Origin of the sequence: Streptomyces sp. NPDC048481 (assembly GCF_043200075.1) — a bacterium.
GTDB lineage: Bacteria > Actinomycetota > Actinomycetes > Streptomycetales > Streptomycetaceae > Streptomyces.
Genome location: NZ_JBICXC010000014.1, coordinates 205,713 through 220,966, shown reverse-complemented (window position 1 = coordinate 220,966; position 15,254 = coordinate 205,713). Strand labels below are relative to the sequence as shown.

Here is a 15,254-nt window from a genome sequence, read left to right as displayed (position 1 = left end):
CCGATCGTGCTGGTCCGCCCGTTCGCCAGCGCCCGCGCACTCGCATTGGGCCGATAGTCCAGCTCGTCGATCACCTGCTGGATCCTGCGACGCGTGTCCTGCGACACCGGACGCTTCCCGCTCAGGGCATACGACACGGTGCTCCGCGAGACACCGGCCCGCCGGGCGATCTCACCGATGTTCACGGAACACTCCTCACGGTGTCTGCCTGATCGAACCGGTTCGACAATCCAGGAGGACCATGCAGTGTTGGGCTGTCGAACCGGTTCGCGTGAGGAGAAGTTAGGAGCAACCGTGGCGGGTGTCAACGCCTCGGACGAAATTCTCGGGGCGCAAGGGACGGGCGTGGGCGTCGCCTGTGGGTCGGCCCGAAGCGTGACGGCGTCATGCCCACGCCGTCACGCCCGCGCCGTGCTGCCGTCGGCGTTCAGGCGCCCGGGAGGAAGAGGCAGAAGGGGTGGCCGTGCGGGTCGAGCAGGACCCGGACGTCCTTCTGGGGCTGTTCCTCGCACAGCGTCGCGCCCAGGGCGCAGGCTCGTCGCGTCTCCGCCTCCAGGTCGTCGACCCGCAGGTCCAGATGGGCCTGCATCTGCTGGACGCCCGGGCGCTGCGGCCACGTCGGAGGTGTGTGGTCGGTCTCCAGCTGGAAGCTGAGGCTGGGGCGTTCCTGCTCCGGTGAGGTCAGGCGGACCCACTCCGGCCCGCGCTCGGCTTCCTCCCAGCCGAGCAGGGCCCGGTAGAAGTCGGCCAGTGCGGGAGGGTCGGGGGTGCCGAGGACGAAGGCGCCGAGGGTTGCGGTCATGCCTCCCGGCTTGCCCCGGCGGTCGGCTCTACGCATCCGTGTGCACGGCCGGCTGTGCGGCGGTGAGCTACGGAGCGGCCGGTGGGGCCTCGGCGTCGTCCATGGCGTCAGTTCTCGGCGGCTTGCGGCTCGGGCCGGCGTCCGCCGTCTCGCGCGCTCCGCGCGCTCCAGCGGGAACGGCCGTCCGCGACCATGGAGCTCCACGATCTGTTGCGCTTGAAGGGCATCTCGAAGACGCGGGAGAAGAGCCAGGCGGCGAGAACGGACACCGGCAGGGCCAGGGCGAGCGTGAAGCAGAAGGTGGGCATGCCGGGGGCCACGAACCGGGGCGCGACCCGGCGGATGACGACCATGACGAGCGGCAGATGGATCAGGTAGAGGCTGTACGAGAAGTCGCCGAGGGCGCGCACGGGGCGCGTGCTCAGGAGCCGTACGAGGCCCGTGGGTCTGCCGGTGGCGACCGCGGCGATGAGCATCGTCATGGCGGGCGCGACGGCGAGGTCCACCCAGAAGTAGTGATGGACCGTCCAGACGGAACCGCGCGTGTATCCGACGACGACGACCGGCGCGGCGGCCAGGACGGCGAACCATGCCCACGGCAGGCGTCGCACGCGCTCCGACGCGGCGACGACGGCGGCGCCGGCCACTCCCGCGACGAAGACGGGGGCGAGATGCGGGGCGAGCCAGTTCTCGCCCTCGACGGGGTTCGCGTGGGCGGCCGCCAGCCCCAGCGCCACCACGGGAAGCGTCACGCAGGCGGTCAGCGCGACCGCGCCGAACCGTCTGCGCAGGAGCAGCAGCAGGGGGAAGAGGACGTAGAGCTCCGCCTCGACGCCGATCGACCAGAACGCGCCGTTCGGTGTCGGGGCGTGCACCATGTCCTGGGCGACGAGACCGTAGACCAGGACCGACGCGCCGGTGGGCGGTCCGAAGTGGGAGGCGGGCACCAGGGCCCAGGAGATGACCAGGCTCATGGCGAGGGCCGCCCAGTAGGGAGGCAGGATGCGCCACGCGCGCCGGCGCAGGAACCGGGCGACACCGCCCGAGCGCCAGCCGTGGAAGGCCGGGGAGATCGCCAGCGAGAACCCGGACAGCACCAGGAAGAAGACGACCGCGAGACGGCCGAACATCAGCACGTCCAGCCACGCGGGAGCTGAACTGTCGGGATATCCCGGGAAGGTGTACAGCCAGCAGTGGAACAGCACGACGTAGAGCGCCGCCAGGCCCCGCAGGCCGTCCAGGCCCGGCACCTGCCGGCGGGCGGGCGTCCCGCTCGCCCTCTCCGCCTGTTGCGGTGGGGCGGCCAGGGCCACGGCGCTGGTCGCCGGACGGCTCGAATCCACTGAAATCGTCAACCCTTCCCTGGGCACGAGGTGCCCGAAGAACCACCTGCCACCGGCCCGTGCCCGGCGGCCTCCCGCGCGCGGCCGTGTCCGGACCGGCTCGCGGGGCGCTGCCGCGCACGTTCGTCGTGACTGGTACGTGGCGTGCGGCCCGGCGGTTCAACAAGAAGCCGGGAAGCCGCGAAGCCAGGAAGCCTACGGCGTCGATCCGAGCCGGGCGACGCCGAAGGCCGGGCGGGATCGCTCCCGTCCGGCCTTCGGCGCGCGTGCGTTGCGGTGATCAGACTCCGGAGAACCGCTCCCAGACCCGGTGGGATCCCAGCAGCCCGGTGATCCGCTCCAGAACGGCGGAGCCGGAGTCGCCCAGGACGACGCCGGGCGCGTTCGCGGGAACGCCGGCCGCCGCCAGCACGTCCGCGTCCACCGACCAGGCGCCGATGGCCTTGCCGTGCCGGAAGGCCTCCGACAGCAGCAGCGCCACGCGCGGATCGACGCCGGCCGGCGCTCCGGCGGGAGTGGCCTTCGCGTCGCGGGCGCCGAAGGCGTCGTCGCCGACCGCGGGGGTTCCCGCGAGCAGGACGGCGTCGAACTCGACGGACCGCGCCGTCGCGTACGTCCGCTGGACCGTCGGTCCGCTGTCGCCCTCGCCCAGCGTGCCGCCGACCGGGGCGACGATCAGGGGCACCATGCCGCTCGCGAGCACCGACTCGCGTACGGCGCGGACCTCGTCCAGGTCGCCGTTCCCGGCGGCGACGATCCCGATGATGCGGCCGTCGGTGGGCCAGCTGCGGCCCAGCTGGGACAGCGCCGGACTCGGCTGGACGTCGGCGTGCGGCACGGTGGGGGCGGGGGCCGGCAGTCCGAGGCCCGCGGCGACCTGGGCGCACAGCTCCGTGTCGATGTTGGCGAGGACCTGGAGGGCCCGCTCCTTGATGGCCTGTTCGAAGCATTTGCCCAGTTCGAAGGTGTACGCGCCGATGATGTGCTCGCGCTCGACCGGGCTCATGCTGAGCCAGAACCGGCGGGGCTGGCTGAAGTGGTCGGCGAAGGACTCGGGCGCCTCCCGCACCTTGGCCGCCTCCGGGACGCGCACCGGCGCCTCGACGAACGCCCCGGTGTCGGCCCCCGCGGTGAAGGGGCAGCCGCCGTCAAGGGAGTTGGGGCGGTACGGGGCGACGCCCCGGTGCACGGCCGTCTGGTGCATGCCGTCCCGCTGCATGTCGTTGACGGGCGCGTGCGGCCGGTTGATGGGCAGCTGGGGGAAGTTGGGGCCGCCCAGGCGGGTGATCTGGGTGTCGAGGTAGGAGAACAGGCGTCCGGCGAGCAGCGGGTCGTCGGTGACGTCGATGCCCGGCACGAGGTGGCCCACGTGGAAGGCGACCTGCTCGGTCTCGGCGAAGAAGTTGGACGGGTTCCGGTTCAGGGTCAGCAGACCGACCGGCTGCACGGGGGCGAGTTCCTCGGGGACGAGGTTCGTCGGATCCAGGAGGTCGATGCCCTCGAAGGTCTGGTCGGGGGTGTCGGGGAAGGTCTGGATGCCCAGCTCCCACTGCGGGTGGGCGCCCGCCTCGATGGCGTCGGCGAGGTCGCGGCGGTGGAAGTCGGGGTCGACGCCGTTGGTGATCTGCGCCTCCTCCCACACGAGGGAGTGCACTCCGAGCTTCGGCTTCCAGTGGAACTTGACCAGGGTGGTGGCGCCCTGGGCGTCGACGAGGCGGAAGGTGTGGACGCCGAAGCCCTCCATCATCCGGTAGGAGCGCGGGATGCCCCTGTCGGACATGTTCCACAGGGTGTGGTGGGCCGCCTCGGTGTGCAGGGTGACGAAGTCCCAGAACGTGTCGTGCGCGCTCTGAGCCTGCGGGATCTCCCGGTCCGGGTGCGGCTTCCCGGCGTGGATGACGTCGGGGAACTTGATGGCGTCCTGGATGAAGAACACCGGCATGTTGTTGCCGACCAGGTCGAAGACGCCTTCGCTCGTGTAGAACTTCGTCGCGAAGCCGCGGGTGTCGCGCACCGTGTCGGAGGAGCCGCGCGATCCCAGGACGGTGGAGAAGCGCACGAAGACCGGGGTCTCCTCGTCCGCGGCGAGGAACGCGGCCTTGGTGACGGTGGCGGCGGTGCCGTAGCTGCGGAACACCCCGTGCGCCGCCGCGCCGCGGGCGTGGACCACGCGCTCCGGGATGCGCTCGTGGTCGAAGTGCATGACCTTCTCGCGCAGGTGGTGGTCCTGGAGCAGCACGGGACCGCGCGGTCCGGCCTTGAGCGAGTGGTCGGTGTCGTGCAGCCGCGTCCCCTGCGCGGTCGTCAGGAAGCTGCCGGACTGCGCCATACGGGCCTGGTCGGCGCCGGTGGGCTGGCCGGTCGGCGACGCGGTGTCGGGCCCGCTCTGGTCCGCCTTCGGCGGCAGCGGGTCCCGGGGCTGCGTGGGTTCCGCGACGGACGGCGACTCGGAACCCGGCTTCCCGGGGATGCCGTCCTCGGGGGTCCCGTCGTCGCCGTGCAGCGTGTCCGTGACCTTCCGGGCTGCTCGCTGGAGGGGGTTGGCCTCGCTCATCGTCACATTCCTTGCTTCCGAACGGTGGGGATACGGAGGGGACGAACCGGTGGGAACGCCTGCCGGCGCCGCGCCCCCGGACGGTCGCCGCGGACGCCCGACGCCGGGCCGACCAGCCGTGTACCCGGACAGCGGCGGACAACCCCTGCCTGTGCGCCGGACGTCGGTGAACCGGCCACGACGGGTCCGGGGCCGCGGGCACGACCTCGCAGGGCAGGCAGAACGCCTAGCCGGTGACCACCTTGTGGGCCTGGTAGATCGTCGGCTGTGTCTCGGGGATGCCGACTTCCCTCAGCATCGGGGCGAGTTTCTCGCCGAACTGCCGGAAGGCGTCCTCGGACTCCCAGACATCGGTGACGAACCAGCCGGTCGGGCTGGGTCCCGTCGCGTGGGAGATCAGGCCCGGCACGGGCCAGTCCGACGCCTTCTCGAGACCGCGTCCGCCGGTCATCCTGTCGGTGAGCTGGTCGTACTGGGCCTGGGTCGCGCCCGGGAAGTCGAACGTGATGATGATCGTCAAGGTGGGGACCGCTCTCGCTCGCTGGCCGTTGCTTCCTGCTCCGAGCTGATCAGCACGGGAGGCGGGCTGCCACCGGAGAAGGTCCGTCCGCATGCATGACGCGGCGGCGCCGGAGGCCGACGGACGATATTGGGGGCCCGGTGGGCCCTGGGGGTCCTGGGAGGGGAACGGCGCGGGGCGGGGAGCGAGGGCGGGGAGCCGGGGCGCCCCAGGGCTTCGCTGCCCGCCGGGGCGCCGCTCGCCGTGCGGTCAGCGTGGCAGGGGTTGTTCGGCCCAGATGGTCTTGCCGGTGGCGGTGTGGCGGCTGCCCCAGCGCTCGGCCACCTGGGCGACCAGCAGGAGCCCGCGCCCGCCCTCGTCGAAGACGCGGGCCCGCCGCAGGTGCGGGGCGGCGCTGCTGCCGTCGGACACCTCGCAGATCAGCACGTCGGCGAGAATGAGCCGCAGCTCGATGGGGTCGGCGCCGTACCGGATGGCGTTGGTGACCAGTTCGCTGACGATCAGCTCGGTGGCGAACTCGAGGTCGCTCAGACCCCAGGCGGCCAGTTGCTCGCTCGCCGTCCGGCGGGCCCCGGCGACGGCCGCCGGGTCCGCGGGCAGCCGCCAGGTGCGCACCTGCTCCGCCCCGAGACCGGACGCCCGGGCCAGCAGCAGGACGATGTCGTCGCCTGGCGGGTCGGCCCGCACCTTGCGCATCACCTCGTCGCAGACTTCCTCCAGGCCGGTGGCCGGGCCGCGCAGCGCCTCGGTGAGCAGGTCCAGTCCGACGTCGATGTCGCGCCCGGGTGTCTCGATCAGTCCGTCGGTGTACAGGGCGAGGAGACTGCCCTTCTCCATGGTGATGCGGGCGGACTCGAAGGGCAGGCCGCCCAGGCCGAGCGGCGGCCCGGCGGGCAGGTCGAGGACCCGGACTTCGCCGTCGGAGGTCACCAGGACGGGCGGCGGATGGCCGGCCCGTGCCAGGTCGCACAGGCCCGCGACGGGGTCGTACACGGCGTAGAGGCAGGTGGCCCCCACCTCCGCCGAGGCCTCCTCCGCCTGCCTTCGGGCGTCGGGGCCCTCCTCCCGGTCGAGGCGGATGACCAGGTCGTCGAGGCGGGTGAGCAGTTCGTCGGGCGCGAAGTCGGCGTCGGCTAGCGTCCGCACCGCGGTGCGCAGGCGGCCCATCGTCGCCGAGGCGCGCACGCCGTGGCCCACGACGTCGCCCACCACCAGCGCGACCCGTCCCCCGGCCAGGGCGATGACGTCGAACCAGTCCCCGCCGATCTCCTCCCCGGCGCCGGCGGGCAGGTAGCGGTGGGCGAGGTCGACGGCCTGCGCCCGCGGCAGCCGCTCGGGCAGCAGGCTGCGCTGGAGGGTGAGCGCGGTCCGGCGCTCGCGCGTGTAGCGGCGGGCGTTGTCGATGCTGACCGCCGCCCTCGCGGCGATCTCCTCGGCGAGCAGCAGGTCGTCCTCGCCGAAGGCGTCCGCGGTGCGGTGGCGCAGGAGGTGCATCACGCCCAGGGTGACGCCCCGGGCGCGCAGCGGCACCATCATCACCGAGTGGATCCGGAACCGTCTGATGCTCTCGGCGCGGGCCGGGGAGGACGTGGACCACTCGACGAGCCTCGGGTCGCCCGCACGGTAGTGCGCGCCCCGGCCGCTGGTCAGCGCCCGGGCCGGCGGCGAGCCGGGCGGGTAGACGTCGACGTCGCCCGCCCGGACCACGGATTCGGGGCATCCGGACAGGACCGACCCTTGCGCGGTGCGGCGGCACTGCACCGGCGTGTCGGGCGGTATCGGCTGCGGTTCGTGGCCCTGGACGACGGACTCCAGCAGGTCCACGGTGGCGAAGTCGGCGAACCCGCTCACCGCCACCTCCACGAGTTCCTCGGTCGTGCGGGTGACGTCCAGGGTGCTGCCGATGCGGGCCCCGGCGTCGTTCAGCACGGCCAGGCGGCGACGGGCCCAGTACTGCTCGGTGATGTCGATGACCAGGGCCGACACCCCGAGGACCGCGCCCGCCCGGTCCTTCAGCGGGGACAGGTAGACCGACCAGGCGTGATCGCGGACCTCGCCGGAGGCGCGGAAGGGCTGCTCCTCGCGGAAGATCATCTCTCCGGTGCGCACGACCTGCCGCTGGAGGCGGTCGATCTCGCCGAGGGGCGGGGCGGGGTAGATCTCCCACAAGGTGAGGCCCCTCATCTCCTCCTGGGTGAGTCCCATGGCACGGCTCATCACCTGGTTGCAGGCCACGAACCGGGCGTCGCGGTCGTAGACGGCCACGGGCAGCGGGAGCTGGGCGAGCGTGAGGTCCCACAGCTCCGCCGCCGCCGCGTCGGTCGGCCCGGCCTGGTAGGTCGTGGCCGCCGGCGTGACGACCCACGGGCCCGCGCCGCCGGAGTCCGTCAGCGGTGTGCCGCGCAGCTGTGCCTTGACCCGGTCGCCGTCGCTCCGGCGCAGTGCGAGGTCGCTGGTCCAGGGCTCACCGGCGGCGAGGCGGCGGCGCATCGCGGTGGGCGGCCTGGCGGCGAGCAGGCGGGCCGCGGACCGGCCGAGTACGTCCTCGGACCGGTGGCCGAGCAGCCGCTCCGCTCCGGCGCTCCAGGCCGCGACGGCGCCGCGGGCGTCGATGACGACGGCGAAGTCCTCAGGAGCTCCCGTGGCTCGCGCTCCTGGGGTCGTCTCGGCTTGGTGGTCCATGGGAGCCATCCCGACGTCGTTCCTCTCGCGCCCGGCGCGGCGCCGCGTCGACCGTCACCGGCGCTGCCTCCAGCATCCTGCCACGGCACATCCCGCTCAACCGCCCGGAGGCGGAGAACGCGGAGACCGCGGCGCGCGCGGCGCGCGTCCCGGCGAGGGGCGGGCCGGTAGGCGAGTTCCCGGGTGCGGCCGTCGAGCGTGCGCCGCCCGATCAGGTCCAGGCCGAAGCCGGCCCCGCCGTCGAAGACGCGGCCGAGCGCGGTGCGTCCCGTGGTGACGGGGAAGAGCGTCACCTGGACGGTCGACCGGACCGGCGGCCATGAGCGCCCGGTGCGGCGACAGGCTGCCATGTGCGCGCAGCGGCGCCTCGGACTCCTCCTTGAGCCGGGCGACGACGTCGACCGCGTCGCCGCCGACGACGCTCACGTTCGGCCGGTCCGGCGGTCCCTCCCACATGTTCGACAGCACCGTGGCCGGCAGGACCGGTCGTCCGGGTGACCACGCGTCACGCACCCGGGACCCCGTCGGAACCGGCTGCCGCCTTCCGCGGGAACGCCCGGCACCGGCGGCGCCGAAGACCATCCGCTGGTCCTCGGCGCACCGGGCGGGACGGCGGTCGAGAAGCTCGGGAGGCGGTGCGCCCTCCCGTGCGACCGTTTCGTGCTACCGCTCGGGGTCCCACTCCATGAGCTGCTCGAAGAGGCGCAGATCGCCGTCGAGTTTCAGGGACTCCTGCGGAATGCGGTCGTGCAGCGCCAGGACCAGTTCGCTCGCCGTGCCCGCCATGGAGGCGTCGGCGGCGACGGCAGGCGTCCCGTCGGGGCCGGGCTGCGCGCCGGGCGCGGGCAGACGGGCGAGCCGTGAGCCGTCGTCGGAGAGCAGGCTGCGCCAGGAGCGGCCCTCGGCGGCGTGGTAGTCGACCACGGCGGGCTCGTGCGGCCATGCGACGTCCGTGGTGCCGAACGTGGACAGGAACTCCTCCACGCCGTCGAGCGCCACCTCTTCCGGCACCGGTTGCGCGGCGCCGACGGTGAGCTGGGCGTCGTAGGTGTGCACGGCGATCTCGTGGAGCTGGCGCCGGGCGACGCCGGTGGCGGTCCGCGGCGACTGCGACCTGCCCCAGAACGCCCAGCACCGGCGGTCGGGGCCGGCCTCGCGCAGCGCGTCCAGCAGAAGCCGGGTGGAGGCGGCCAGCCAGGCCGGCAGGTCCTCGCGGTCCCGGGGCGCGGTCCAGTCGCCCTGCGGGACGGCCTTGCCTGTGGCGTCGGGGCCCGCGGCGACGGTCGCGGCCCACACGCGGCGGCCCTCGCCCAGGTGCTTCGCGAGGTCGTACAGCGTCCACTCGGGGCAGGTCGGCACCCGCACGTCGAGGTCCGGGGCGGCGGATATCGCGGCGCGGAAGGCATGCGACCGATCGTCGATCAGGCGCAGCAAGTCGGTGAATTCCAAGGTGTCTTGCACTTCGTGTTTCTATCACCGGACCCCGTCGCCCGGACAGCGGGTTTCGCCGGGGCCCCGGCTCCCGGTGGAGCGCTCCCCCGAAAGCCGGTCCCGGCACGCACCGGGGATGCCACAGAGGTGGCAGCCCGGCGACCGGACGGTCCCTGGTCTGCGGGCGTCAGGCCGCGCCCGGGCGGCGTCGCGGGAGGCGGCGGGCCCCGCCCGAGCGCAGCCGCGCCGCGACGGCGATCACGGCGGCCGCGCTGCCGTAGGCCCAGGCCTGGAGGGGGAATCCGGGCAGCAGGCGGCCGGCGAGGTAGAGGGCGCTGCCGGCGAGGGTGACGGTCAGCCACTCCCAGCGGCCGTCCAGGGCGACGAGGGCGACCACGAGCAGGGAGTACCAGGGGTAGCTGGGCGAGAACAGGAGCAGGGCCGTGCCGGTGACCAGGAGGGCGCCGCGCCAGGGGCGGGCGGGGTCCCCGCGCCGCCACACGTACAGCGCCGCCAGGGCGATCAGCAGTGCGGCGGCCGGGCCCGCGGCCGTGTCGGGCAGCAGAAGCCGCAGCAGGGCGAACCGGCGTACGTGGCCCGGTTCGTAGCCCTCCTCGTGGAGGTAGCCGGGGAGGTAGCCCAGAACGCCGGCGCCGGAGCTCACGACATGGGGCAGATAGGCGAGTGCCACCGCGGCGACGGCCGCCGTGACCACGCGCAGGACGCGCGCCGGCCCGCGCTGCCCCGACAGGGCTCCGGGCAGGACGAGGACGGGCAGCAGCTTGACGGCGACGGCGGCGCCCAGCAGGGCGCCCCGGCGGGTCCCGGCGCTCGCGGTGCCGAGGGCGAGCACCACGAACAGCACGCCCAGGGTGTCGATGTGGGCGTTGTTCACCGCTTCGAGGGAGACCGCCGGGCACCAGCCCCACAGTGCGGCCCTGGCGGGAGCCTGCCGCGGGTCGCCGCGGCGGCGCAGGACGGCCAGCAGGGCGACGGTCGTGGCGAAGGCCAGGACCGCTCCCCCCACCTGGAGCGGCTTGTGGCGGCTGTCCGCCGGGGAGAGTTCGTGCACCGCGAAGAACCAGCCCTCGGCCACGGGAGGGTAGATCGTGGGGACGGTGGGCCGGTTGATGCGGACGCAGAGGCCCGCGGCCGTGTGGGTCAGCCCCCAGCCCTCGCAGGAGGCCCGGGTGGGGAACAGCCAGGCGTCCCGCAGCGGGGCGAGTTCCGGGGCGGCCGGCGGGTGGGCGTAGGGGGAGACGCCGGCCGCCTGGACCCGGCCGTCCCAGGCGTAGCGGTACATGTCGTTGCTGGTGCGGGGCTGGGCGGCGAGCCCGGCCACGGCGACCGCGGCCGCGCCGGCGAGGACGAGGACGGTCGCGGCACGGGCCGGGACCTTGCGCACGCTCCACACGGCGGCGGCGAACAGCGTCCAGGCGAGGCCGTATCCGGCGAGCAGGCGGCCGGGGACGCTCTCGTGGTCGCCCTGGTGGAGGGTGCCCGCGACGGCGACGGCGACGGCGGCCACGAGCGCTGCGGTCGCCGCGAGGCGGGTCCGGCCGGCCCGTGTGGGGGCCGGGGCGGCGGGGCCCGTCGGCGGCGGGCCGTTTTGGGCGGTGTCCCGCGGGTGCGGGCCGACGACGGTCATGGGCGGTCCGGTCCTCCCCCGCGGAGAGGGGGGACGGCGTCGAACCGCGCGGTGGGGCGGTGCAGTTCGACGAAGACCCGGCCGTGGCTCGTCCAGCGGCCGGTGAGGATCCAGCCGGTCGCGTCGGCGGCGTGCAGCAGGGCGGTGGCGCCGACCCTGGCCCAGGCGAAGGGGCCTCCGTGGCGGCCGTCGGCGTCCTCGACGCGGACGGTGAGCCGTTCGTCGACGTCGTGCGGGGCCGCCTCGACCAGCAGGCGTCCGCCGGGCCGGAGCAGTCCGCGCAGGCGGGTCAGCAGCGCCGAAGGGTCGCCGCCGATGCCGACGTTGCCGTCCATCAGCAGCACCGTGCCCCAGCGCCCCTCCCTGGGGAGGGGGTCGAAGACGGAGCGCCGCAGGGCGCTCGCGCCCCGCTTCCGGGTGAGGGCGACGGCGGCGGGGCTGACGTCCACGCCGAGCGCGGTCATGCCCCGGGCGGACAGGGCGGCGACCAGGCGTCCGGGGCCGCAGCCCACGTCCAGGACGGGCCCGGCACAGCGGTGCAGCACGCCGGTGTCGGCGGCGTCGGGCGCGGCGCAGTAGCGCTCCACGTCCAGGGGCAGCAGGTCGGGGGTCCCCGGGGGCGGCGTCGTCATGCGGCGCAGGTAGAGAGGGCCACGGCCGAGTCGCACCGCGCGCCCATAGGGGTCGTCGGTCCAGGGCTCCCCCGGCTCGGCGGGCGCACGCCGGTCGGCGCGTGGCCCGCTCGCCGGGAGCGGGATGGACAGCGTCACGTGAAGGTGGTCCTTTTCGGGCGGTGGCCGCCGGCCGGTGTCGGTCGTCGCGGTGGCGGCGGTGCGCGCGTCCTGCGCGAGGCCGCTCAACGGACGGCCTGGGCGAGCGCGGCCATGGCGGTGGCGAAGCGGGAGCCGGGCGGACAGCACGCGGCCACCGCGGCGGCGTCGGCCGCGGTGTCCACGTCGCGCAGCGTCGGCAGCGTCGCGACGTTCAGGCCGGCGTCGGCGAGCCGCCGGCGCTGGACGGCTCCGGTGCGGTCGGTGGACATCTCGACGCCCGTGACGAGGGCCCCGGCGCGGGCGGGTTCGGCGAGGCCCAGGGCCCAGAAGCCGCCGTCGGCGGCGGGTCCGAACCAGGCGTCGTGCCCGTCGCGGCCGACCCCGGCCAGCAGGGCGGGGGTGAGCTGAGGGGTGTCCATGCCGACCAGGAGCGCCGGGCCGTCGTCGCAGAGCCCGAAGGCGGCGGCGATGCGCTCGTCGAGGCCGCCGGCCGCCTGGGGCGCGACCTCGTAACCGGGCGGGAGCCAGGCGCCGGGGGTCCCGTCGAGAACGAGCACGCGGCGCCGGGCGGGGGTCCGGAGCAGGGCGTGCAGTGTGTCGGTCAGGGCGGCCTCGGCCAGGGCCGCGGCCTCCTGCGGCGTGTAGGGCGGGGTCAGGCGGGTCTTGACCCGCCCGGGCAGCGGTTCCTTCGCGATGACCAGCAGGGTGGGCGCGCTGCCGGGGGCGGTGCGGCGCGGGTTCACCGGAGGCCTCCCGCGATGCCGGCCCCGAGATCCGGCGCGGTGGCGGGTGCGCCGGCGGGCGTGGCGGCCGGCGGCTCGGCGAGGACGGCGCGCATGTCGCGGACGGCCTGCCAGGCGCCGCGCCAGGTGCCGGTGACCTTGGAGCGGCCGGTGCGCGGACGGTAGGAGACGTCGGTCTCCGCGACCCGCCAGCCCGCGTCGGCGGCGCGCACCACCATCTGGAGCGGGTAGCCGGAGCGCCGGTCGGTCAGGTCCAGAGCCAGCAGCGCTTCGCGCCGGGCGGCACGCATGGGCCCCAGGTCGTGCAGGCGCAGCCCGGTGCGGCGGCGCACGAGGCGGGCCAGTTCGAGGTTGGCGAACCGGGCGTGCAGGGGCCAGGCGCCGAGGGTGGTGGGCCTGCGCCGGCCCAGGACCAGGTCGGCGACGCCGTCGAGGACGGGACCGGCGACGGACGGCAGCAGCGCGGGGTCGAGGGAGGCGTCGCAGTCGCAGAAGCAGACCACGTCGGCCGTCGCCGCGGTGAGGCCCGCGTGGCAGGCGGCGCCGAAGCCGCGCCGCGGTTCGTGGACCACCCGGGCGCCCAGCTCGCGGGCGATGCCGGGGGACCCGTCGGTGGACCCGTTGTCGACGACGATCGCGCGCCAGCCGGGCGGGATCCGCTCCAGCACCCACGGCAGGGCCTCGGCCTCGTCGAGGCAGGGCAGCACGACGTCCACGGAAGGGGGGGATGTGTTGATCACCTCACTCACTGTACGGACGCATATGCGACATAAAGGATTTCGTGTTCTTACGGAAGCCTGACGTCACCCGCCCTGCCCGCCCGTCGCGCTGCCCTGGTGTGAGACTCGGTGGTGTGAAACGCGTACTCGTCGTCGATGACGACCCCACCGTCTCCGAGGTCGTCGCCGGATACCTCGACCGGGCGGGCTTCGCCGTGGACGTGGCCGCCGACGGCCCCGCCGCCGTCGCCCAGGCCGCCCTGCGCACACCCGACCTGGTCGTGCTGGACCTGATGCTGCCCGGCATGGACGGGCTGGAGGTCTGCCGCCGCATCCGCGCGACCGCGCCGCTCCCGGTGATCATGCTGACCGCGCGTGGCGACGAGGAGGACCGCATCCTCGGCCTGGAGGTCGGCGCGGACGACTACGTCACCAAGCCCTTCAGCCCCCGGGAGCTGGTCCTGCGGGTGGAGTCCGTGCTGCGCCGGTCCGGCGCGCCGACCGCCGCCCGGACCGGGGCGTCGGGGACATGGCTGCGCGCCGGCCCGCTCGCCGTGGACCCTGCCGCCAGGCGCGCCACCCGCGACGGCGCCGAACTGGCCCTCACCATCCGGGAGTTCGATCTGCTGGAGTTCTTCATCCGCAACCCCGGCCGGGCGACGAGCCGGGAGCAGCTGATGCAGCGGGTCTGGGGCTGGGAGTTCGGCGATCTGTCGACGGTCACCGTGCATGTGCGGCGACTGCGCGAGAAGGTCGAGGACGACCCGGCCCGCCCCCGTCTGATCAGCACCGTGTGGGGCGTCGGCTATCGCTTCGACCCGCCCGGCGGCGCGGAGGGCGAGGTCGGCGATGGTCGGTGACACGCTTCTCATCGCGCTCTACGCGGCGATCGGCGCGGCGGCCGCCGGACTGGCGGGCGCGGCGGCCCTGCGGGGCCTGCGCCACCGTTCCGTATCCGTGTCGCTGGCCGTGGTCGCCGCCGTCACCGTTGCGGCGATGCTGGCCGGGACCATGCTGGTGTCGTGGGCGATGTTCCTCTCCGAGCACGACCTGTGGGTCGTGACGATGGTGTGCTCGATGGCGGCGGTCGTCTCGCTCGTCGTGGCGCTGTTGCTGGGCCGGAGCGTCGTCAGGGGCAGCCGGGAGCTGGCCGAGGCCACGCGCGCCCTCGGGGAGGACGGCAGTTTCACTCCGCCTTCCGCCGCGCCGACCGCGGAACTCGCGCAGCTCAGCCGCCAGTTGGCCGCAACCAGTGACAAGCTCGCCGCCTCCCGGGAGCGGGAGCGCACCCTTGAGGCCTCCCGGCGCGAACTGGTCGCCTGGATCTCGCACGATCTGCGCACCCCGCTGGCCGGTCTCCAGGCGATGACCGAGGCCCTCGAGGACGGCATGGTCGACGACCCCCGGATATACCTCAGCCGCATCCGCGGGGAGGTCGGCCGGATGAGCGCCATGGTCGCCGACCTGTTCGAACTGTCGCGCATCCAGGCCGGGGTGCTCGCCCTCTCCCCCACCCGGATGTCCGTCTACGACCTCGTCGGCGACGCCATCGCCGGAGTCGACGCCTTGGCCAGGGAACACGGGGTGCGGCTGGTCGGTCACGGGGTCGACGCCGTGCCGGTGGAGGTCGACGGCCGCGAGATGTCCCGCGTCCTGGCGAACCTGCTCGTCAACGCGATCCGCCGCACGCCCGCGGACGGCACGGTCGCCGTCGCGGCCCACCGCGAGGCCGACCGCGTCGTGCTCTCGGTGACCGACGGCTGCGGCGGCATCGCCCCGGAGGACCTGCCCCGCGTCTTCGACACCGGCTGGCGCGGCACCGACGCCCGCACTCCCCCGGCCGGCGCGGGCCTCGGCCTGGCCATCGTGCGGGGCATCGTCGAGGCCCACCAGGGACGCGCGGCGGTGTGCAACGTGCCGGGCGGCTGCCGGTTCGAGGTGCACCTTCCGGCAGTGGTCTGACGACGACCACCGGACACCGGCGCGGACGCGGGCGCGGACACCGGCCCGGACGTCGGGAGGCCGCCTGGCGGCCCCGC

13 protein-coding genes are annotated in these 15,254 nt (G+C 74.6%); 2 read left to right on the top strand and 11 right to left on the bottom strand.

Translation table 11 applies throughout. The annotated features are described in order from the left end of the window. From ACGFSH_RS31995 to ACGFSH_RS31945, 11 genes are all read right to left on the bottom strand, one after another. Positions 1 to 185, bottom strand: a 185-nt coding sequence (locus ACGFSH_RS31995) for a LacI family DNA-binding transcriptional regulator (protein WP_393354647.1), incomplete at its 3' end; no start/stop codon positions are given. Between the two features lie 242 nt (positions 186 to 427). After that, entirely contained in the window at positions 428 to 802 is a 375-nt protein-coding gene (locus tag ACGFSH_RS31990; RefSeq protein WP_393354646.1) for a VOC family protein, read from the bottom strand. Between the two features lie 107 nt (positions 803 to 909). Then, on the bottom strand, positions 910 to 2,157 hold the full coding sequence (locus tag ACGFSH_RS31985; RefSeq protein WP_393354644.1) for an acyltransferase family protein: 1,248 nt from the start codon (positions 2,155 to 2,157) through the stop codon (positions 910 to 912). A 268-nt stretch (positions 2,158 to 2,425) separates the two neighbouring features. Continuing rightward, a complete protein-coding gene (locus ACGFSH_RS31980) occupies positions 2,426 to 4,699 on the bottom strand; it encodes a catalase (protein ID WP_393354642.1) in 2,274 nt (757 codons plus the stop codon). 226 nt (positions 4,700 to 4,925) lie between these two features. Further along, positions 4,926 to 5,219, bottom strand: a complete 294-nt coding sequence (locus ACGFSH_RS31975; RefSeq protein WP_393354640.1) for a hypothetical protein — start codon at positions 5,217 to 5,219, stop codon at positions 4,926 to 4,928. Positions 5,220 to 5,468: 249 nt separating this feature from the next. Continuing rightward, complete coding sequence (locus tag ACGFSH_RS31970) at positions 5,469 to 7,901, bottom strand: SpoIIE family protein phosphatase (RefSeq protein WP_393354638.1); 2,433 nt, start codon at positions 7,899 to 7,901, stop codon at positions 5,469 to 5,471. 663 nt (positions 7,902 to 8,564) lie between these two features. Next, positions 8,565 to 9,362 (bottom strand): maleylpyruvate isomerase family mycothiol-dependent enzyme, encoded by a 798-nt coding sequence (locus ACGFSH_RS31965; protein WP_393354636.1) that lies wholly within the window; start codon positions 9,360 to 9,362, stop codon positions 8,565 to 8,567. Positions 9,363 to 9,519: 157 nt separating this feature from the next. Continuing rightward, the gene (locus tag ACGFSH_RS31960; RefSeq protein ID WP_393354634.1) at positions 9,520 to 10,980 is read right to left on the bottom strand and encodes a glycosyltransferase family 87 protein; all 1,461 of its coding nucleotides are present in this window, start codon (positions 10,978 to 10,980) and stop codon (positions 9,520 to 9,522) included. Then, a complete protein-coding gene (locus ACGFSH_RS31955; RefSeq protein WP_393354632.1) occupies positions 10,977 to 11,750 on the bottom strand; it encodes a class I SAM-dependent methyltransferase in 774 nt (257 codons plus the stop codon). The genes ACGFSH_RS31960 and ACGFSH_RS31955 overlap by 4 nt, the downstream gene beginning before the upstream one ends. 86 nt (positions 11,751 to 11,836) lie before the next feature. After that, the gene (locus ACGFSH_RS31950) at positions 11,837 to 12,496 is read right to left on the bottom strand and encodes a DUF2064 domain-containing protein (protein WP_393354630.1); all 660 of its coding nucleotides are present in this window, start codon (positions 12,494 to 12,496) and stop codon (positions 11,837 to 11,839) included. Further along, positions 12,493 to 13,236: a glycosyltransferase family 2 protein gene (locus ACGFSH_RS31945; RefSeq protein ID WP_393354628.1), complete on the bottom strand. Its 744-nt coding sequence runs from the start codon at positions 13,234 to 13,236 to the stop codon at positions 12,493 to 12,495. Before ACGFSH_RS31945 ends, ACGFSH_RS31950 begins: the two co-directional genes overlap by 4 nt. Before the next feature lie 113 nt (positions 13,237 to 13,349). Between ACGFSH_RS31945 and ACGFSH_RS31940 the strand changes: the two genes are divergently transcribed. Further along, positions 13,350 to 14,075, top strand: coding sequence for a response regulator transcription factor (locus tag ACGFSH_RS31940; protein ID WP_393354626.1), 726 nt, complete (start codon positions 13,350 to 13,352; stop codon positions 14,073 to 14,075). Beyond that, positions 14,065 to 15,177, top strand: coding sequence for a sensor histidine kinase (locus ACGFSH_RS31935; RefSeq protein WP_393354624.1), 1,113 nt, complete (start codon positions 14,065 to 14,067; stop codon positions 15,175 to 15,177). The genes ACGFSH_RS31940 and ACGFSH_RS31935 overlap by 11 nt, the downstream gene beginning before the upstream one ends. Positions 15,178 to 15,254: the final 77 nt, after the last annotated feature.

Excerpts from the sequence above, each read along its gene's own strand:
- ACGFSH_RS31990 (WP_393354646.1), bottom strand. The coding sequence starts at position 802 with ATGACCGCAACCCTCGGCGCCTTCGTCCTCGGCACCCCCGACCCTCCC.
- ACGFSH_RS31980 (WP_393354642.1), bottom strand. The coding sequence starts at position 4,699 with ATGAGCGAGGCCAACCCCCTCCAGCGAGCAGCCCGGAAGGTCACGGAC.
- ACGFSH_RS31970 (WP_393354638.1), bottom strand. The coding sequence starts at position 7,901 with ATGGACCACCAAGCCGAGACGACCCCAGGAGCGCGAGCCACGGGAGCT.
- ACGFSH_RS31960 (WP_393354634.1), bottom strand. The coding sequence starts at position 10,980 with ATGACCGTCGTCGGCCCGCACCCGCGGGACACCGCCCAAAACGGCCCG.
- ACGFSH_RS31935 (WP_393354624.1), top strand. The coding sequence starts at position 14,065 with ATGGTCGGTGACACGCTTCTCATCGCGCTCTACGCGGCGATCGGCGCG.